The following is a 15918-nucleotide window of genomic DNA, read 5'->3' on the forward strand; positions in this document are numbered from 1 at the left end:
GGCAGGCAGTTTGTATATCTTAATTATTTTACAATGAAAAGAATTGCAACCATCATATTCATAGCCCTGTTTCTCAGTGCTTGTGACAAATACACCGACCTCACGCCCAAAGGTGAAAAGATTATCAACACCGCCGAGGAATACTACGATTTGGTAGTACTCCCCACTAAAAACTACCCTCCTTTTAACTTCCGCACTCTGGTAGACGACAACTGGGTGAAGGAGAGTAGCATCATCGGTAAGACACCCGACCTGAACAGTATTAATTTTTATTACGAAGAAAGTGCCCCACGTGCCGATTACATCGAGTCGTCTCCCTTTTATAACAATGTATACAGTTATATAGGTAGGTGGAATATGATTATTACTACCGTTGATAATGCCAAAGGCGATGCCTCACTAAAAGCACGTGCCAAAGCCGAAGCCCGTTTGCTAAGAGCTTTTGATTATTTTATGCTGGTAAACGTCTATGCCAAAGGCTACGACCCTACCACAGCAGCTACCGATGGTGGTGTGTGCCTAATGCGTGAATTCGACTTAGAAGCTCACCCTACCAAAGCTACCGTAAAAGAAGTGTATGACTTTATTCAAGAAGATATCGAGGCGGCGTTGCCCCTTTTGCAAGAACACCCTGTGAATGTATATCACCCCTCATTAGCTTTTGGCTATGCCTTGAAAGCCAGAGTGCACCTATTCAGAAGAGAATATCAGCAGGCATTAGTGGCAGCTCAAAAGAGTCTGTCGTACAACAACCAACTGATAGATATGGTGGCTTATGAGGCAAGTCCTACCCCTATCACAGTAGATAAAAACCCCGAAGTGCTCAACTTAGCCTATATGAACGGACATACCGAGATGAATATTTGGTACATCTACCCCGTGAGTCCTGAGTTTTGCAACCTTTTTGATGCCGAAAACGATATGCGCTTCAAGCTCTTTTTCAATAAGAACCACCGTTATAACGATAAAGGTTCGGGTACTGCCAACTGGGATATGCCCGCCACTAAGTTCTTCTACCCTACCGTAGGAATGAAAACAGGTGAGATGTACCTTACTTTAGCCGAGTGCAAAGCGCGCTTGGGCAACCTCAGTGGGGCGATGCAAACCGTAAATATCCTCCGTAGCAAACGCATAAAAGGCAGTAGTGCGACCCTCGCTACCCCTGCTACTACTGAGGAGACCGTAAAACTCATCATCGACGAGCGCCGTAGAGAGCTCGCTATGGGCTTTAATCGCTTTTTCGATTTAAAACGATTGAACACCGAGAGTGCTTATGCCAAAACCTTGCAACGCACCTTCCCTCTGGTGAATACCACCGTACCGCAACGCACCTATACCCTGCCTCCCAATTCGCCTATGTACATCGTTCCCTTTCCTAAGGACGTAATGGAGAAGAACCCATCGCTTACACAGAATTATTAATCAAAATAACGACAACTGCCCACCGAAAAGCTCCTTATGCTTGTTGTGGCTATTAGCGATAAGCAAATGACGAAGTTTGGCGGGCTCCATAGTGCCTGCCAACGGCGTAGCCCCGCTACAAGTGATGAAGTATTTTGCTCTGTTTAAGGTCACCCCTATCTGTTTGAGCGAGTAATACGTGAGCTTCTGAAAAGTACGCGCCACAAGTATCTTCTGTACCGACCGTACTCCCACCCCTGGAACGCGCAAGAGCATTTCACGGGGAGCCGTGTTCACATCTACGGGGAAAAGATGAGGGTGACGCAATGCCCACGCTAATTTAGGGTCTATCTCCAAATCGAGGAACGGTTGCCGAGCATCTAAAATCTCATCAGGAGCAAAGCCGTAGTAACGCATCAACCAATCGGCTTGGTATAGGCGGTTTTCTCTCACTATGGGCACTTGGCTGTGGATAGACGGCAACCTACTGTCCTGCAATACAGGCACATAACCCGAATAATACACCCGCTTCATTTCAAGCTTGTCATACATATAGCTGGCAACCTTTATAATCTTATGGTCGGTTTCGTCAGTCGCGCCTATAATCATTTGGGTGGTCTGTCCGGCAGGCGCAAACTTAGGCGTATGCTTAAACTTCTTCTTTTCAAGCGAATGCATTGCCAACTCGTTCTTCACCTGTTGCATCGGGGTAAGCATCTGCCGGTGGTCTTTCTCTGGCGCAAGCAGTTTTAACCCCTCTTTGGTAGGTATTTCAAGATTAACGGACAGACGGTCGGCATAAAGTCCTGCTTCGTGAATCAGTTCTTCGCTTGCCCCAGGTATTGTTTTCAGGTGAATATAACCGTTAAAGCGCTCTTCTGTCCGCAACTTCTTAGCCACACGCACCAATCGTTCCATCGTAGTATTAGGGTCTTTGAACACTCCCGAACTCAAGAACAGCCCCTCGATGTAATTCCGTCGGTAGAAATTAATAGTAAGGTCTACCACTTCCTGCACACTAAAAGCAGCGCGCTGTATATCGTTACTGCGTCGCGACACACAATAAATACAATCGTAGATACAGTGGTTCGTAAGTAAGATTTTGAGCAAAGAAATACACCTGCCGTCCTCAGTAAACGAGTGGCAGATACCGAAATTCGCAGCGTTACCCAATTCACCTTTCACCGCCTTACGAGCACTCCCACTACTCGAGCAAGACACATCGTATTTGGCAGCATCAGCAAGGATAGCTAGCTTTTCTTTGATACGTTCAAAATCCATTTAATTTATTTTAGTATAACGAATCACGAGTGCAAATATACTACTTTCTCTTGAAATACTACACAAACAAACTTACTTCAACTCATCACAATAAAAACTAATACGTCCCCCTGTGTCGCCTATTTCAATACTCTCGTCATACCAACTCACAATTTGTAACTTAAAATAGCGCAACCCATCGGCAGTGCGGATGATATAAGTGTGAAATGAGGGGGTATAAGACGGTGGAGGTCCCGAGAATACCAATGCCTTATTCAAAAGCGGACTCGCATTAGTCTTTGTCTGTTGAGGTCCTTTATTGGGGTCAAACCAAGGGATACCTGTGATATTATGAGCTACGGTATAACTTATCCACTCGCGTTGTGACATAGTGATAGACACGTTGTCGGTATCTACTACCCATTGCAGGTCGTGAGGCAATTGCGAAACAGTCGTCCAGCGGTCATACCCCTGAAAGCCCATATCGGCAGCTCCTCCGTGTCCGTTGCCACTGGTGCCGCTATTGGTGCGAAGTTTATTACCGCAGAATGCTAAATCCCAATCTAATCTATTTTTCTGATTGCCTTCTATAATATCGGCATTCACTTGGTAGGCATTGAATATCTCACCTGTACGGAGGTTATAGTATATCCAATCGTTGGTGACATTATTGATGTACCCCGAACGACGCGGTAGCACTTTGCCTGTAAAAGGCAGAGCCTCATATTTCACACAAGCCGTACTCAACAAAGCTATCAGTATACTATATAAGATTCTTTTCATATTTGCTAATTTAAAAATCGATTTCTACCTGCACAAAAAACCTACGCCCTGCAGTAGCTGGAATGTTGAACATCGTTACGCCAGAGCCCAAGGTTGAAGGTTTATAATCGAAAATATTATTTGCCCCGACGTTCAGCTTGTAATGTTTCAAAAAGCGCTGTTGTACATTTAAGTTGAAGAGTGCGTAAGCAGGCAATTCACAACGAAAATACGCCTCTTTGCTCACAGGGCGCCGTTGCGTACCACCACCATATAAAGGTACTTCTTCCTGCACCGTGATGCGATCTTGCACATCAAAGGTTTTCTTACCCATCATACTCATCGTCAGGTTTGCCGATAGGTCGTAGTTGTCGCGATACCATTTGTATTCAAGCCCTGCGGTAGCGGCGTGAGGCGAGGTAGTGTTGATGCGCAAGCCTTCAGTTTTACTTACATCTACATACGAATAGGAAGCGTTGAGCGTAAGGGCGGGCACTATCTTCCAGCGGGTGAGCAGGTCAAAGCCTAAGAGCCGTTGCTGGCTGAGGTTCATATACTCGAAGTTATACTGAAACTCATAGATTTTCCACACCCCCTCTATCTTATCCTGAAACTGATTGATAAAGGCATTCCCCGAAATAAAGAATTTAGGCACCGCATATTCAGCTCCTACCGAAAAGTAATGGTTTTTCTCGGGTTGTAACATCTCATTACCTATAATTTGAAACATTCCTAAGTGATCCCAATTAAAAAACAACTCTTTAATAGAAGGCGAACGATAGCCTTTGGCGTAGTTCAAGCGGTACGAAAGGGCTTCGGTAGGCGAGAATTTTATGGCTACTTTCGGCAGTGCCATCGTACCAAATTGCAGACTGTAATTGGTGCGCAATCCGGCTTCCACTTGCCACTTAGGACTTATGGTATAGGTGTCCTGAAAGAAGAACTCCCATTCCTTCAACCCTCGTGTGAGCATACGATTGGCTGCAAAGCGGTCGCTGGTGAGGTCGTCCTGAAAATAGTCAATCCCCAAAATGAGGTCGTGCTTTTTGAAGTATTGCGAGGTGAGCGTGAGGCGCGGTTGCATAATCTTAGAGTCATACACCTTTTTATCTACATCACGGCGTTCGTGACGTTTGTAGCGCTCGTAAAAGTCGGTATGGAAAGTGCCGTGTAGTGCGAAATAGTTTTTGAGGCGGTAGGAGAGTTTTAGCCCTCCGGTGAAGTCTTTGGTTTGCGAAAAATAGAGGTCTTGCACCATATCATACGAGTTCATCAAAAAGCCTGTGCCGTATAGCTGTACGCTTAAGTTTTTGCTGTCGTAATACAGTTTTTGTGAAGCCGAGAGATGCTCAACCCCCTCAATACCCATTGGCGGACGCAAAAAGGTGGCTTGCACTACGGTATCTTTACTGAGAAACGGATTGGCTTCTTTAGTATACACCTTGCGATCGGGTTCTTTTTGGTAAAGGTAATACGCATCCTGACTGCTGAACCACACATCCGTTTGAGTAGTGAACTTCCCTATCTTTGCACCTGCCGATACCCAGGATTGCAGGTTGGGCTTATCGGCATTCTTTTCAAACATATAGAGAAAATCGCGCCGCTCAGGGTTGTGGTAATTGCGCTCATTCATCTCGGCGTGTCGCGAACCTACCGTAATAGCAAAAGGCTTATCCGTTTTCTTGGTGATAATGTTGATGACAGCTCCTGCTGCCCTCGAACCGTAGAGGGTAGACGACGCCCCTTTCATCACCTCAATACGTTCCACAGCGTGTAGGTTGAAGCGCTCGTAATCGAGGTTACCCGCCATTTCACCCGTCATACGCTCGCCGTCCATCAAGAAGAGGATATGGCGCGCATCCAAGCCCTGCATACTTATCTCGTTGCCGAAACCCACCTTTTGGATATTCATCCCAGGGGTTTCCTGCATCAGCGCCTGCTGGATATTGCTATAACCCGCTTTCACTAACTCCTGCCCCGTGATGACCTGCACCACCGTAGGTGTTTCTTTGGTGGGGCGCACGGTAGCACCCGTCGTTCTACCTGTGAGCGTAGTGCCCGCCAATTGGGTAGTTTCCTCACTGAGGTATACCGTGAACTCGTTTTCTGCGTTTAGCGTACCTTTTAGCAGTGTGTAGCCCAGCGACTGCACCGTGTAATGCAGCACACCCCCTTGCGCCTTTTCAGGAGGGCAATGCCATTGTCATCGGCAATGCTGTGTTGTAGTTTGTCACTATAAGCAGGCTCGGTATAACTCACCACAGCAACAGCTATAGGCAAGCGGGTACCCTTGTCGAGCACCCGCATACGCACCTGTTGGGCTGAGAGGATTCCTCCTAATAGAAATAGTAAAATGGATATGGTGATTCTCATTAACTTAAGGTCTTATAGCTACTTCTTTGGCATAAATGGTAAGCCCCAATTCTTTGTTAAGGTAAGAGAACGAGGTTATTTTTTTCTCTACATTCACAATCATTCGCACTTCGCCTTTAGCAGAAGTTTTAAGCGTTTGTGTACCCGTAGCGTCCCAAAGGATAGTGGTTACTTCCGCTGCTTTGAGTTTGGTTTTATCGGTATTGCCTTGCCCGTAAATAGTCTTCTCATTTTGGGTAAGCACATCTATAAAACGTGCTTTGCCACTGAATGCCAATTGCAAGTTCACCCCACTCACTGCCGTTTTGGCAAGCGATAGTTGCATACGCCCTGTTACATTCTTAGGTTCTTTACCGTCCCACGCAAAGGCAAGAGGCAGGGCTACTTCTGTAGTTTTACCCTCGTAGGTGAGCTTAGCCGTAATAGTTTGGGTAGTGCCCAAAAGTGTAATAGCTTGCTGGTTGTTATCACTATAAAATTTTTTAAATCCTGTGTCTAATTTTCTTTCAGCCAATGCCTCTTCGTAGGCATCGAGTTCTTCTTGAAAGTGAGCTAATCGAGAGCGGTCAATTTTTTGTTTAAATATCGTGCCCACTACGTTCATCATATTGTATTGGATTAAGAAATACACCTCGTGTGTATCTACATTGAAAAAGCCCGTAACAATGGTACTCCCTTCTTTAGTGATAGTGGGACCTTGGTAATTGTCAGGTATATAAGGGGTAGTTACTGCCGCTTTATCGTAGAATTTTATCCAATTGCCTACGTATTCCTGTTTGTCCCAATAGCTGAGTTCCATTACTTCCAAGGAGGCTTGCATACTCACCGGAAAAGGCATAGTGCCCGGTTGTATTTTTTCGAGGTGCATTTTGAGGCGTTTGCTGGGCTCGTCCCAAGTAAAAGTAAATTTGGTAGGTACGCCCGAAGGTAATAACGATTTATCATCATTATTTATTTTTACGTGCTGCCCTAATACCATATCGCCTTTCAGGATATTGATAGCCGTTTGCAGTTTAGGGTCGGTATTTTCAATAGGCTTGTTTTGTTCTTCCTTTTTGCAAGCGAAGAAGGAAAGCCCTATAAATAATAAAAGTATTTTTTTCATAGTAAGGTTATTTTTTCTGATCAATCCGATTTGTCTGACTTATCAGATTAATCCGATAATTTATGATTTAACTTCCCGCTCTATAGCTTAGCCTTGCATTCCTCATTTGCTCCCTAATGCCTCCTTTTTTCAAGAATATTTCTTGTTGTTTTTCGAGCAATCGGCGGAGCATATAAGTAGCCTGATGAATAAGAGTAATACACAAGTTTGCTATTTCTTCATCACTACACTTATCAAGTAGTGAACAGTATTGCGAGAATATTTGTTCACTACGAGCAAAAGCTCGCATCTTGTTAAAGCGAGGGTGTCCTGCATTCCACTGTGGAATATTGCGCACGCGCAACTAATCTTCATAGTCTATTAGGAGCTCCTCCAAACTGGCTTTTGCAACATTCGTGAGTTTAATTTGTGTTTCATAAGAAGTACTTGCTGCTTCACTCCCTTCGGCAATATTTTGTTTTCCAGAGCGTGCAGCTTGCACCATTTGGTCAATAGTACGGTCTCCTTTTTCTAGAAAATGCTTGGTAAAGAAGAAAGTAATATCGTAAATAACTTCCGTTACTTGGTAGCAACGCAAGTGCCTATATCCTCCTTTGGTTTTTAGAAAGGAAGTTTCCATAACGTTATTAATAATTGTTTAGCTCCTGCAAAGGTAAGATTTTTTTTGATTTATCCCCAATCCTATCAATCTGATTTATCCTATCAATTCGATAATAAATGCCTAAGGAGAAAGTTAGCGCTTCTCCTTAGGCTTAAAGTTACTACTTTTTAGTAAGTGTCAAAGTGTACAGAAGCATCAAAATTTACAAATAAAAGATAGGTTCCGCTACTTTCCAAAGTAAATTCTACTTTTGTTGCATTATCTTTCTTAAAAAACTTACCTCTAATATTGGCAGGGTAATCAGTGAACAGTAAGTTTACTCCATTAGAAAAACTTCCTGAAAAAGTACCGTCACTATTTAAAGTGATACCCCTAACATTGATAGTTAGTTTAGCAGGCATTCTTCCTACTTTAAAACCATCAACTCTTAGGTTAAACTTATTATTACTGTTTTTGGTGATTTTTACCGTTCTATCAGAAACAGAGGCTTTGTTTTCTCCGTTCATTTTTACTTGGTTAATTTCACCTTTGTAATTTCCCACTACACCATCTACTGTAAAGTTAGATGTAACAGAGGCACGTTCGCTAACCACTGCCACTGTATTAGCTTTTTGTGAGTTCCCTCCATCGGCTGAATTATCAGCAATGTTCAACTCTTCTTTTTGGCATCCTACTAATGCCATTCCTATGATAGCTACAAAAGCTATCGATTTAAATAAATTTGACATAGTTATTAAATTTAGATAATTACTTTTTATGTTTAGAGTTTCCGAATCTAAGTTTTACGATTTCGTTAAGAGTAAGTTCTTTATTGTTGGCTCTATTTAAAGAGCTTCTGCTGTGGATGGAAGGTCGGCCACTTTCATTATTGGTGTCAGTATAGTCATAAATTTCTGAATCCTCTAATAAATTATCTACAAAATTGTATGAAGTTGTAATTCTATTATTAGGAAGATATTTTTGGATAAAAGCTTTTGTTTCCTCTTTGTCGTATATATCTTTTGTAATAGTTAAATTTAATTTTCCAAACTGACCTTCTTTTTCTTTATTTCCTCCTATTGTAAAATATTTTATTTCAGTAGGGTATATAATTTTAGTAGCAACTGGTATTTTAGCTAATTGAAGAGAAGAAAAAACTTGTATTTTACTTAAATCAATAGTAGAAGTAAGCTTAGGTAATTCTAAAAGAGAGATTGCAAATATTGAAATAGGAGAAACGGTACTTTTAGAAACATCAGGCAAGGTAAAAGTTTTTAAATTAGAGCAATCTGCAATTATAATAAAATCACCTACAAAACCCAAATGACTTGTTTCTCCTCGTTGCATAATTTTTTTAGAGGCTGATAAATTGACATTAGTAATACCTTTATTATGAACAGCCCAAAAAGCAAAAAGATCTTCTGCTCTGGTTAAGTTTAGGTTAGGTGTGCTAACCCCATAAAGGACAACACTTCCTGTTTTGGGTGATATCTTTAAATTATCCACTACAAAATTTTCATCAGGTAAGGTTCGTATTTCTACATCTCCGCGAAATAAAGGATTATTTGTAATAAAAATAATGCCTTCTAAGTTTTTAAGGTTAGCAAATTCAGGCTCATTATAACCTTCTTCACCTTTTAATATTTTTACAGCATTGGCTCTTTCATTTACTTTTAAGTTCTTGCTAATATCAATCTTATTCCCTTCAAACACACTTGCAAAATTAGCTTTCAAATATTGCAACAACACAGCATCAGGCACCTCGCGCAAGGTAGTATATTTCTCAGCTGTACCCTGTGCGTTGAGCATCTGTACATCACTCTTAGGAGCAAGTTTTACGTAGGCAGGCAATACGTCCATATTGTATTTAGCGGTTGCAGGCAATACCAGCTTATCAAAACTGCGAATCAGCTTATAAGGCTCTTGGGCATTGTCGCTATAGTCGGTAGTGGCGAGGTTCTTAAAGTCGTACAGCTCATTACCACTGAGGTTTACGCTCTTTACCGTTGCAGGCAATGTACCAAAATCGAATGTTTGTGCAAACTTGTTGTTGCTGAGGTTTACCTCACTAAGGGCAGGGAACGCCTCCAAACCTTTTACATCGGTGAGCTGTTTGCCACTGAGGTTAAGTGAAGTAGTGGTGCGCACCTTGTCGTTTACTACAAGAGTATTGCCTTCAAAAGTGAAGCCTTGTTCCTTTAAGGCAGTTACCAAAGTAGCGTTTTCAATAGTTATTTTGCCATTTTCTGGTTTTGGAGGTTCTGGGCTATCGCTTTTCTTACAAGCACTGCCTAAAGCGATGAGCGCTACAGCTATCATCACTTTTACTGAATGTTGGATATAATTTCTCATACGATAAAATGTATTAAATGTGTTTGTTAAAACGAATTGATTTAAAATTTTGGGGACAAAGATACAAATATTATTTAGAATAATAATAAAGAAGTGGTAAAAGATTTATCATTCTTTTATTGACATCCGATAAAGTATAGCATTCGCATATCACAAGCTCCGCTATCTTGCTCTTTTCTTTTACCTCACCATCATCCATTATTTCTTTATACAACTTCTACCTACCTATACAGTCCGCTCCTCCCCATTCGCTAATTCTCGTATTTGCTAATTCACTAATTATCCCTATCTTTGCCAAAAATTCTTAGTTTTCTGCTTAAAATGAAGATTGCTATTTACATACGTCAGTACTCCGAGGAAAACGAAGCCATTCTCAATGAGCTTTTTACTCTTCTATTGCCCTCCGATAAGGTGTTTATAGAACGCGAAATCCTCAGCGACCTCAACGATCGCTCCGAGCAATTCCTCAAAGCAAAATCTTTTGCTTCCTTCGAAGACCTCAACTCCTCTTACGATGTAATGCTCACTATTGGTGGCGACGGCACATTGCTCAAAGGGGTTACTTATGTACGAAACCTGCAAATCCCCATTCTCGGTATCAATGCAGGACGCTTGGGCTTCTTAGCAAATGCCCATAAAGACGACCTGAAAAACGTACTAACACAACTCCGCGAACGAAATTACAAAGTAGTAGAACGCTCCGTTATCGAAGCCGTTTATGCCGATACAGGCGAACCCGTAGCCCCTGTGAACTTCGCTCTGAACGAAATAACCTTTACTCGTAAGGATACCGCCTCTATGATTACTATCGATACTGAACTCAACGGCGATTTCCTCTCCTCCTATTGGGCTGACGGGCTCATCATCTCCACCCCCACAGGCTCCACAGGCTACTCTCTTAGCTGTGGCGGACCTGTAATACTCCCTACTGCCAAAAACTTTGTGATTACCCCCATCGCCCCTCACAACCTCAATGCGCGCCCACTGGTAATCCCCGAAGATACCGAAGTAAAACTCACTGTATCAGGCAGAGAAAAGAAGTTTTTAATGTCGCTCGACTCACATATCAAGCCCATTGCTAACAAACACTCCATTATAGTCCGTAAAGCTCCCTTTGTCGTGAAAATGATACGCCTCGACGGAGACAGCTTTATAAACACCCTGCGCTATAAACTACTCTGGGGTGAAGACCGACGTAACAAGTAACTAAAAAAATGAAAGGATATATTTTCGACTTAGATGGTGTGCTTGTCGACACCGCAAAATACCACTATATCGCGTGGAAAACTATCGCCAAAGAATTCAATTTTGAGCTCACTCCTCAGCATAACGAACAGCTGAAAGGCATCGGGCGCGAAGTCTCCTTGCACCAAATCCTACAATGGGCAGGCAAAACACTCTCCGAAACCGACTTTACCGATACCGCCTTGCGCAAAAACAAATTGTACTTAGAGCAAATCAGTAGTATCAATAGCTCCGAGTTACTCCCTGGTGTGTTAAACTTCTTACAGCTCCTCAAAGCCCATCACAAAAAGATAGCCTTGGGCTCTGCAAGCCGTAATGCCCGTTTAGTGTTGGAGCGCACCGGCATTCTCCCCCTATTCGATGCTATTGTCGATGGCACAATGGTAAGCAAAGCCAAACCCAACCCCGAAGTATTCCTCAAAGCCGCCGAAGGTTTAGGGCTTCCCCCTGCTGATTGTTGCGTATTCGAAGACGCTCCCGCAGGCGTACAAGCCGCCAAAAGTGCCGGAATGAAAGTAATAGGAGTCGGCAATCCCGAAGTCCTTAAAGTCGCCGACACTGTAATTCCCAACTTTTTAAATATGAAGATTTAAGCACCCAATATAGCTAATTCTCTAATTATCCCTTCCCTTTTCCGTCATATACCCCCTAGTGCCTATGGCCTAAGACCTAGTACCTCTTCCTCTTTCTTTCGTCTCGAAACCCTGTTTTTACTGTTTTTTGTGTCGCTGTATTATACTATGAGTCAACCATTTATATACCCTTTCTATACCAATCGTCCAAGATTCGTATAAGCTTCCTATAAGCTCTCTATAAGCTACCCCCACCCTCCTTACACCCTTTTTTCATCAAAAACCCTTCCTCCCTTCTTCCGTTCTTCTCCGTTTCCTTCCGAATGCTCCTAACCAGTCCAATTTGTCCAACAAGTCAGACCTGTCAAAAAACCATTTTTATCACTACCCTTTTGCTAATTCCCTCATTTCCAAATTCTCTAATTTTCCTTGCCTGTGCGGCTCGCACCTTTGCCAAAGTTGAATAAACTGACAATACCTCCGCTGGTTCACAAGGCGTAGCTTTGATTTTGTTTAAAATTTGTTTAATTTCTGAGGCACAGCCTCATTCCTCTAACACAACCTCGCACCCCATTTCCTAATTCTCTCATTTCCTAATTTCCTAATTTTTACCGCTCTTTTGGTATTTTTGGTATTATCAGTATTATTCCCTATCTTTGCACCATAAATAAACAAACTAATGGAAAACAACAGACAAAAGAAAATAGCAGGCATTATTCAAGAAGAATTAGCCAAAGTGTTGCAGCAATCCATACGCGATGCAGGGCAACAAAACCTACTCATCTCGGTAACCAAAGTAAATGTAACCGTCGATTTATCAGTAGCCAAGGTGTACCTCAGTGTATTTCCAGAAGCAAAGGCAGCTGAGGTGCTCAAAGGCGTAACCTCCAATGCGCCCCTCATCAAGCACGAACTGTCGCAAATCACCAAACACCAATTCCGTCGTATGCCCGAGTTGTATTTTTATATCGACGATTCTTTGCAATACATCGAAGGTATTGAGCAATCCCTCAAAGAGGAAGAAAACCCCATCGAAAACCGAGACTTGCTCTACAAAAGAAAAATGACGTAAAAATATAAAAATAAAAGTTTGCTAATTTAACCTGCAAAAAATGGAAAACCAAAAAGGAGAAATCTTATTCTATCAGCGAGAAGATGGTTCAGCCCAAATAGATGTAAGACTCGAAGAGGATACCGTATGGCTTACACAACAATTAATTGCTGAGCTTTTTAACACTTCCAAACAGAATATAAGTTTACACATTCAGAATATATTTGAAGAAGGAGAACTTATACCCGATTCAACTGTCAAGAAATTCTTGACAGTTCAAAAGGAAGGTACCCGAGATGTTAGAAGACCCTCAAAGGCAATGGAGGTGGTGATTTTAGAGAGTTTAAAAGTATTAGAAAAGAACACAGCTAAATTATTAAAGAAATAAAATGCTTTTAAAACAATTATTACAAGAGAAAGAAACAAAGCTAAAGGGCGGTATTTATCACCGCACTCAAATAGATTTTTGCTATAATTCCAATCATATAGAAGGTAGCCAGCTCACACACGAACAAACGCGCTATATTTTCGAAACCAATACCATTGGCATTACAGAACAAGCGGTAAAAATTGATGATATTCTCGAAGCTATTAATCATTTTAAAGCTTTTGATGCAATGTTGGAATGCGCTACTGAACCTCTTACCCAAGAGATGATTAAAACCTTTCACAGCATTCTCAAAGCAGATACTTCCGATAGCAATAAAGATTGGTTTGCCATAGGCGACTATAAGAAACTACCTAACGAAGTAGGAGGCAATGCCACCACTCTACCTGAAAATGTAGAACAGGAAATGACCGCTTTGTTAGTCGATTACCACCAAAAACAAACCAAAACCTTTCGTGATTTGGTCGATTTTCATTGGCGTTTTGAAACCATTCACCCCTTTCAAGACGGCAACGGACGCATAGGGCGTTTGTTGCTCTTTAAAGAATGTTTAGCTAACAACATAGTGCCTTTTATCATTACCGAACAACTCCGTTGGTTCTACTATCGCGGGCTACAAAATTGGCAACAAACAGAAGGCTTTTTGCTCGACACTTGTTTAACAGCGCAAGATGAGTACAAGGCAGTTATGGCGTATTTTAGAATTTGTTAATTCCCAAATTTTCCTATTTGCTAATTACTCCATATCTTTGCACCTGTCATTAACCACTAACCATTAATCATTAATCACTAATCATTAACAATGACTTCTATTTTCTACATAGCAAGGCGTTATATGTTCGCCAAAAGTTCGCAGAACGTTATCAACATCATCAATAGGGTTACGGCTTTTGTGGTGGTGTTGGGTGGTGCTGCCCTCTTTATTGTACTCGCCGGCTTCGCAGGTCTCAAAAACTTTACGCTTTCCTTCTCCTCTACTTTCGACCCCGACCTAAAAGTGTTCCCAAAAACAGGCAAATACCTATCACTCACCAATCAAGATACGCTCAAATTAAGCCAACTCTCATCGGTAGCACACTTTACCAAAGTGTTAGAAGAACAGGTGTTTCTCACTCACAACCAAAAAAACCACATCGCCTATATCAAGGGTGTAGATGCTGAGTACCCCAAAGTAAACGATGTCGATAGTATCCTCGTGCTGGGCAATTGGGAGCTCTCACCTCCCAGTGTGATAGTAGGTGCTACTATTTTCAATAATCTCGGTTTAAATCTCCTCGATGGTTCTTCCCCTCTACAAATAGTAGTTCCCAAGGCAGGCAAAGGCAGTATCTTAAACGACCCAATGCCCTACCGTCAAGCCTTTTCAGTAGTACAAGGCATCTACCAACTCACCGAAGAATTAGATAAGAAATACGTATTTTCATCCTTAGACGAAGCCCAATTCTTATTGGGGCTAAGTAAAAGTCAGGTCTCAGCGATAGAAGTGAAATTAGCTCCAAATGCTGATGAAAAGCAAGTCGTCGAACAGCTCTCACAACTCTTTCAAGAGCCCGTAGTAGTGAAAAACCGCGCACAGCTAAACGATGCGCTTTACCGTATGCTCAATACCGAAAATATAGCGGTGTATCTGATTTTCATTTTGGTGCTCATCATTGCACTTTTCAACCTCGTAGGCGCTATCATTATGATGATACTCGACAAGAAAGACGACCTGCAAACGCTCTATGCGCTCGGTATGAACGAAAAACAAATGCGACAGATATTCTTCTGGCAAGGCACTATGGCATCGGTAATCGGCGCTATAATAGGTATTGCCTTAGGCGTTGCGGTAGTCCTCTTACAACAACATTTCGAGTTTGTAATGATAAGCCCTACCTTAGCCTACCCTGTTGCTATTACTCCTTTAAATGTACTCATTGTATTGGCTACGATTGTAGTTTTGGGCGTTTTAGCCTCATTAGTAGCTTCCTCACGAGTACGAGTAAAATAAAAGAGAACAGGAGACCTTCTTTTTTTGGCGCAATTATTGCAGGACAATCACGCACCCACTGATTTTTGAAAATGAATTTAATAATAGACGAAGGTAATACGTCCATAAAAGTAGCGCTGTTCAAAAAAGGAATACAAACATTCTTTCTTCCCTTTGCCAAAGAGGGTTTTCAAGAATCTTTTTTAAGCAAAGTACCTTTAAACGAGGTAACTCATTGCATCATCGCTTCGGTGGTAACTGGGGTTAAAGAGCGTTTCTCTTTCTTAGAACAACTCCTGCCAGATGTGTTATACCTCACTGCTGAAACCCCTGTGCCTTTCGTCAATAAGTATGCAACCCCTCACTCGTTAGGTATCGACCGTTTGGCTCTGGTAGCAGGTGCGGTGACACGTTTTCCCAACCGCAACGTACTCATCATCGATGCGGGTACTTGCATTACTTTCGATATAGTTACCGATAGAAAAGAGTACCTCGGGGGAGCTATCGCCCCAGGCATAGCAATGCGCCTAAAAGCGATGCACCATTTCACTTCCAAACTGCCATTAGTATCCGAACAGTTTTTTGATACTGAACAGTTTATAGGAAATACTACCGAAAGCTGTATGCTCTCAGGTGTCTATCACAATGTGGTGTGCGAAATTGAGGGAGTGATTAAAAAATACGAAGCAAAATTCCCTTCGCTTATCACTATTTTAACAGGGGGTAATCAAAATTATTTGCAAGAAAGAATAAAAAATCAGATATTTGCAGGCTCATACGTGTTGCTCGAGGGGCTCAATGCCATCTTAGATTATCAAACAAAAGAAGGAGAGGCACACGTTACTAATATTGGATAAATA

15 protein-coding genes and 1 pseudogene are annotated in these 15918 nt (G+C 42.0%); 8 read left to right on the forward strand and 8 right to left on the reverse strand.

Going from position 1 to position 15918, the window contains the following annotated elements; all coding sequences use genetic code 11:
• Positions 1 to 33: 33 nt before the first annotated feature.
• Positions 34 to 1422, forward strand: coding sequence for a RagB/SusD family nutrient uptake outer membrane protein (locus HW278_RS04690; protein WP_178977092.1), 1389 nt, complete (start codon positions 34 to 36; stop codon positions 1420 to 1422).
• Here the strand turns inward: HW278_RS04690 and HW278_RS04695 are convergent, their stop codons facing one another.
• From HW278_RS04695 to HW278_RS04725, 8 genes and pseudogenes are all read right to left on the reverse strand, one after another.
• Positions 1423 to 2682, reverse strand: a complete 1260-nt coding sequence (locus tag HW278_RS04695) for a putative DNA modification/repair radical SAM protein (protein WP_178977093.1) — start codon at positions 2680 to 2682, stop codon at positions 1423 to 1425.
• A gap of 72 nt (positions 2683 to 2754) precedes the next feature.
• Entirely contained in the window at positions 2755 to 3444 is a 690-nt protein-coding gene (locus HW278_RS04700; protein ID WP_178977094.1) for an HmuY family protein, read from the reverse strand.
• A gap of 10 nt (positions 3445 to 3454) precedes the next feature.
• Positions 3455 to 5590 carry a TonB-dependent receptor plug domain-containing protein gene (locus tag HW278_RS04705; RefSeq protein ID WP_255493784.1) on the reverse strand — a complete coding sequence of 712 codons (2136 nt, stop codon included), beginning with the start codon at positions 5588 to 5590 and terminating at the stop codon, positions 3455 to 3457.
• Positions 5548 to 5796, reverse strand: coding sequence for a hypothetical protein (locus tag HW278_RS12450; protein WP_255493786.1), 249 nt, complete (start codon positions 5794 to 5796; stop codon positions 5548 to 5550). The genes HW278_RS04705 and HW278_RS12450 overlap by 43 nt, the downstream gene beginning before the upstream one ends.
• A 4-nt stretch (positions 5797 to 5800) precedes the next feature.
• Entirely contained in the window at positions 5801 to 6901 is a 1101-nt protein-coding gene (locus HW278_RS04710; RefSeq protein ID WP_178977095.1) for a DUF4903 family protein, read from the reverse strand.
• A gap of 67 nt (positions 6902 to 6968) precedes the next feature.
• Positions 6969 to 7520: pseudogene (locus HW278_RS12795) on the reverse strand (four helix bundle suffix domain-containing protein).
• Between the two features lie 149 nt (positions 7521 to 7669).
• Complete coding sequence (locus HW278_RS04720) at positions 7670 to 8230, reverse strand: calycin-like domain-containing protein (protein ID WP_002674062.1); 561 nt, start codon at positions 8228 to 8230, stop codon at positions 7670 to 7672.
• A gap of 19 nt (positions 8231 to 8249) precedes the next feature.
• Positions 8250 to 9833, reverse strand: a complete 1584-nt coding sequence (locus HW278_RS04725; protein ID WP_178977096.1) for a hypothetical protein — start codon at positions 9831 to 9833, stop codon at positions 8250 to 8252.
• Between the two features lie 321 nt (positions 9834 to 10154).
• On the opposite strand from HW278_RS04725, the gene HW278_RS04730 reads away from it, so the two are divergent.
• The 7 genes from HW278_RS04730 to HW278_RS04760 all read left to right on the forward strand — a co-directional run bounded on the left by HW278_RS04730 (position 10155) and on the right by HW278_RS04760 (position 15915).
• On the forward strand, positions 10155 to 11039 hold the full coding sequence (locus HW278_RS04730; protein WP_002674060.1) for an NAD kinase: 885 nt from the start codon (positions 10155 to 10157) through the stop codon (positions 11037 to 11039).
• An 8-nt stretch (positions 11040 to 11047) separates the two neighbouring features.
• Positions 11048 to 11671 (forward strand): beta-phosphoglucomutase, encoded by a 624-nt coding sequence (gene pgmB / locus HW278_RS04735; protein WP_178977097.1) that lies wholly within the window; start codon positions 11048 to 11050, stop codon positions 11669 to 11671.
• Between the two features lie 658 nt (positions 11672 to 12329).
• Positions 12330 to 12722, forward strand: a complete 393-nt coding sequence (rbfA, locus tag HW278_RS04740; RefSeq protein ID WP_002674172.1) for a 30S ribosome-binding factor RbfA — start codon at positions 12330 to 12332, stop codon at positions 12720 to 12722.
• 40 nt (positions 12723 to 12762) lie between these two features.
• Complete coding sequence (locus HW278_RS04745; protein ID WP_178977098.1) at positions 12763 to 13089, forward strand: virulence protein; 327 nt, start codon at positions 12763 to 12765, stop codon at positions 13087 to 13089.
• 1 nt (position 13090) lies between these two features.
• Positions 13091 to 13801: a Fic family protein gene (locus HW278_RS04750; RefSeq protein ID WP_178977099.1), complete on the forward strand. Its 711-nt coding sequence runs from the start codon at positions 13091 to 13093 to the stop codon at positions 13799 to 13801.
• Positions 13802 to 13924: 123 nt separating this feature from the next.
• The gene (locus HW278_RS04755) at positions 13925 to 15079 is read left to right on the forward strand and encodes an ABC transporter permease (RefSeq protein WP_178977986.1); all 1155 of its coding nucleotides are present in this window, start codon (positions 13925 to 13927) and stop codon (positions 15077 to 15079) included.
• A 71-nt stretch (positions 15080 to 15150) separates the two neighbouring features.
• Positions 15151 to 15915: a type III pantothenate kinase gene (locus HW278_RS04760; protein ID WP_178977100.1), complete on the forward strand. Its 765-nt coding sequence runs from the start codon at positions 15151 to 15153 to the stop codon at positions 15913 to 15915.
• The last annotated feature ends 3 nt before the right edge of the window (positions 15916 to 15918 follow it).

Source organism: Capnocytophaga sp. oral taxon 902 (assembly GCF_013394735.1).
Lineage (GTDB): Bacteria > Bacteroidota > Bacteroidia > Flavobacteriales > Flavobacteriaceae > Capnocytophaga > Capnocytophaga ochracea.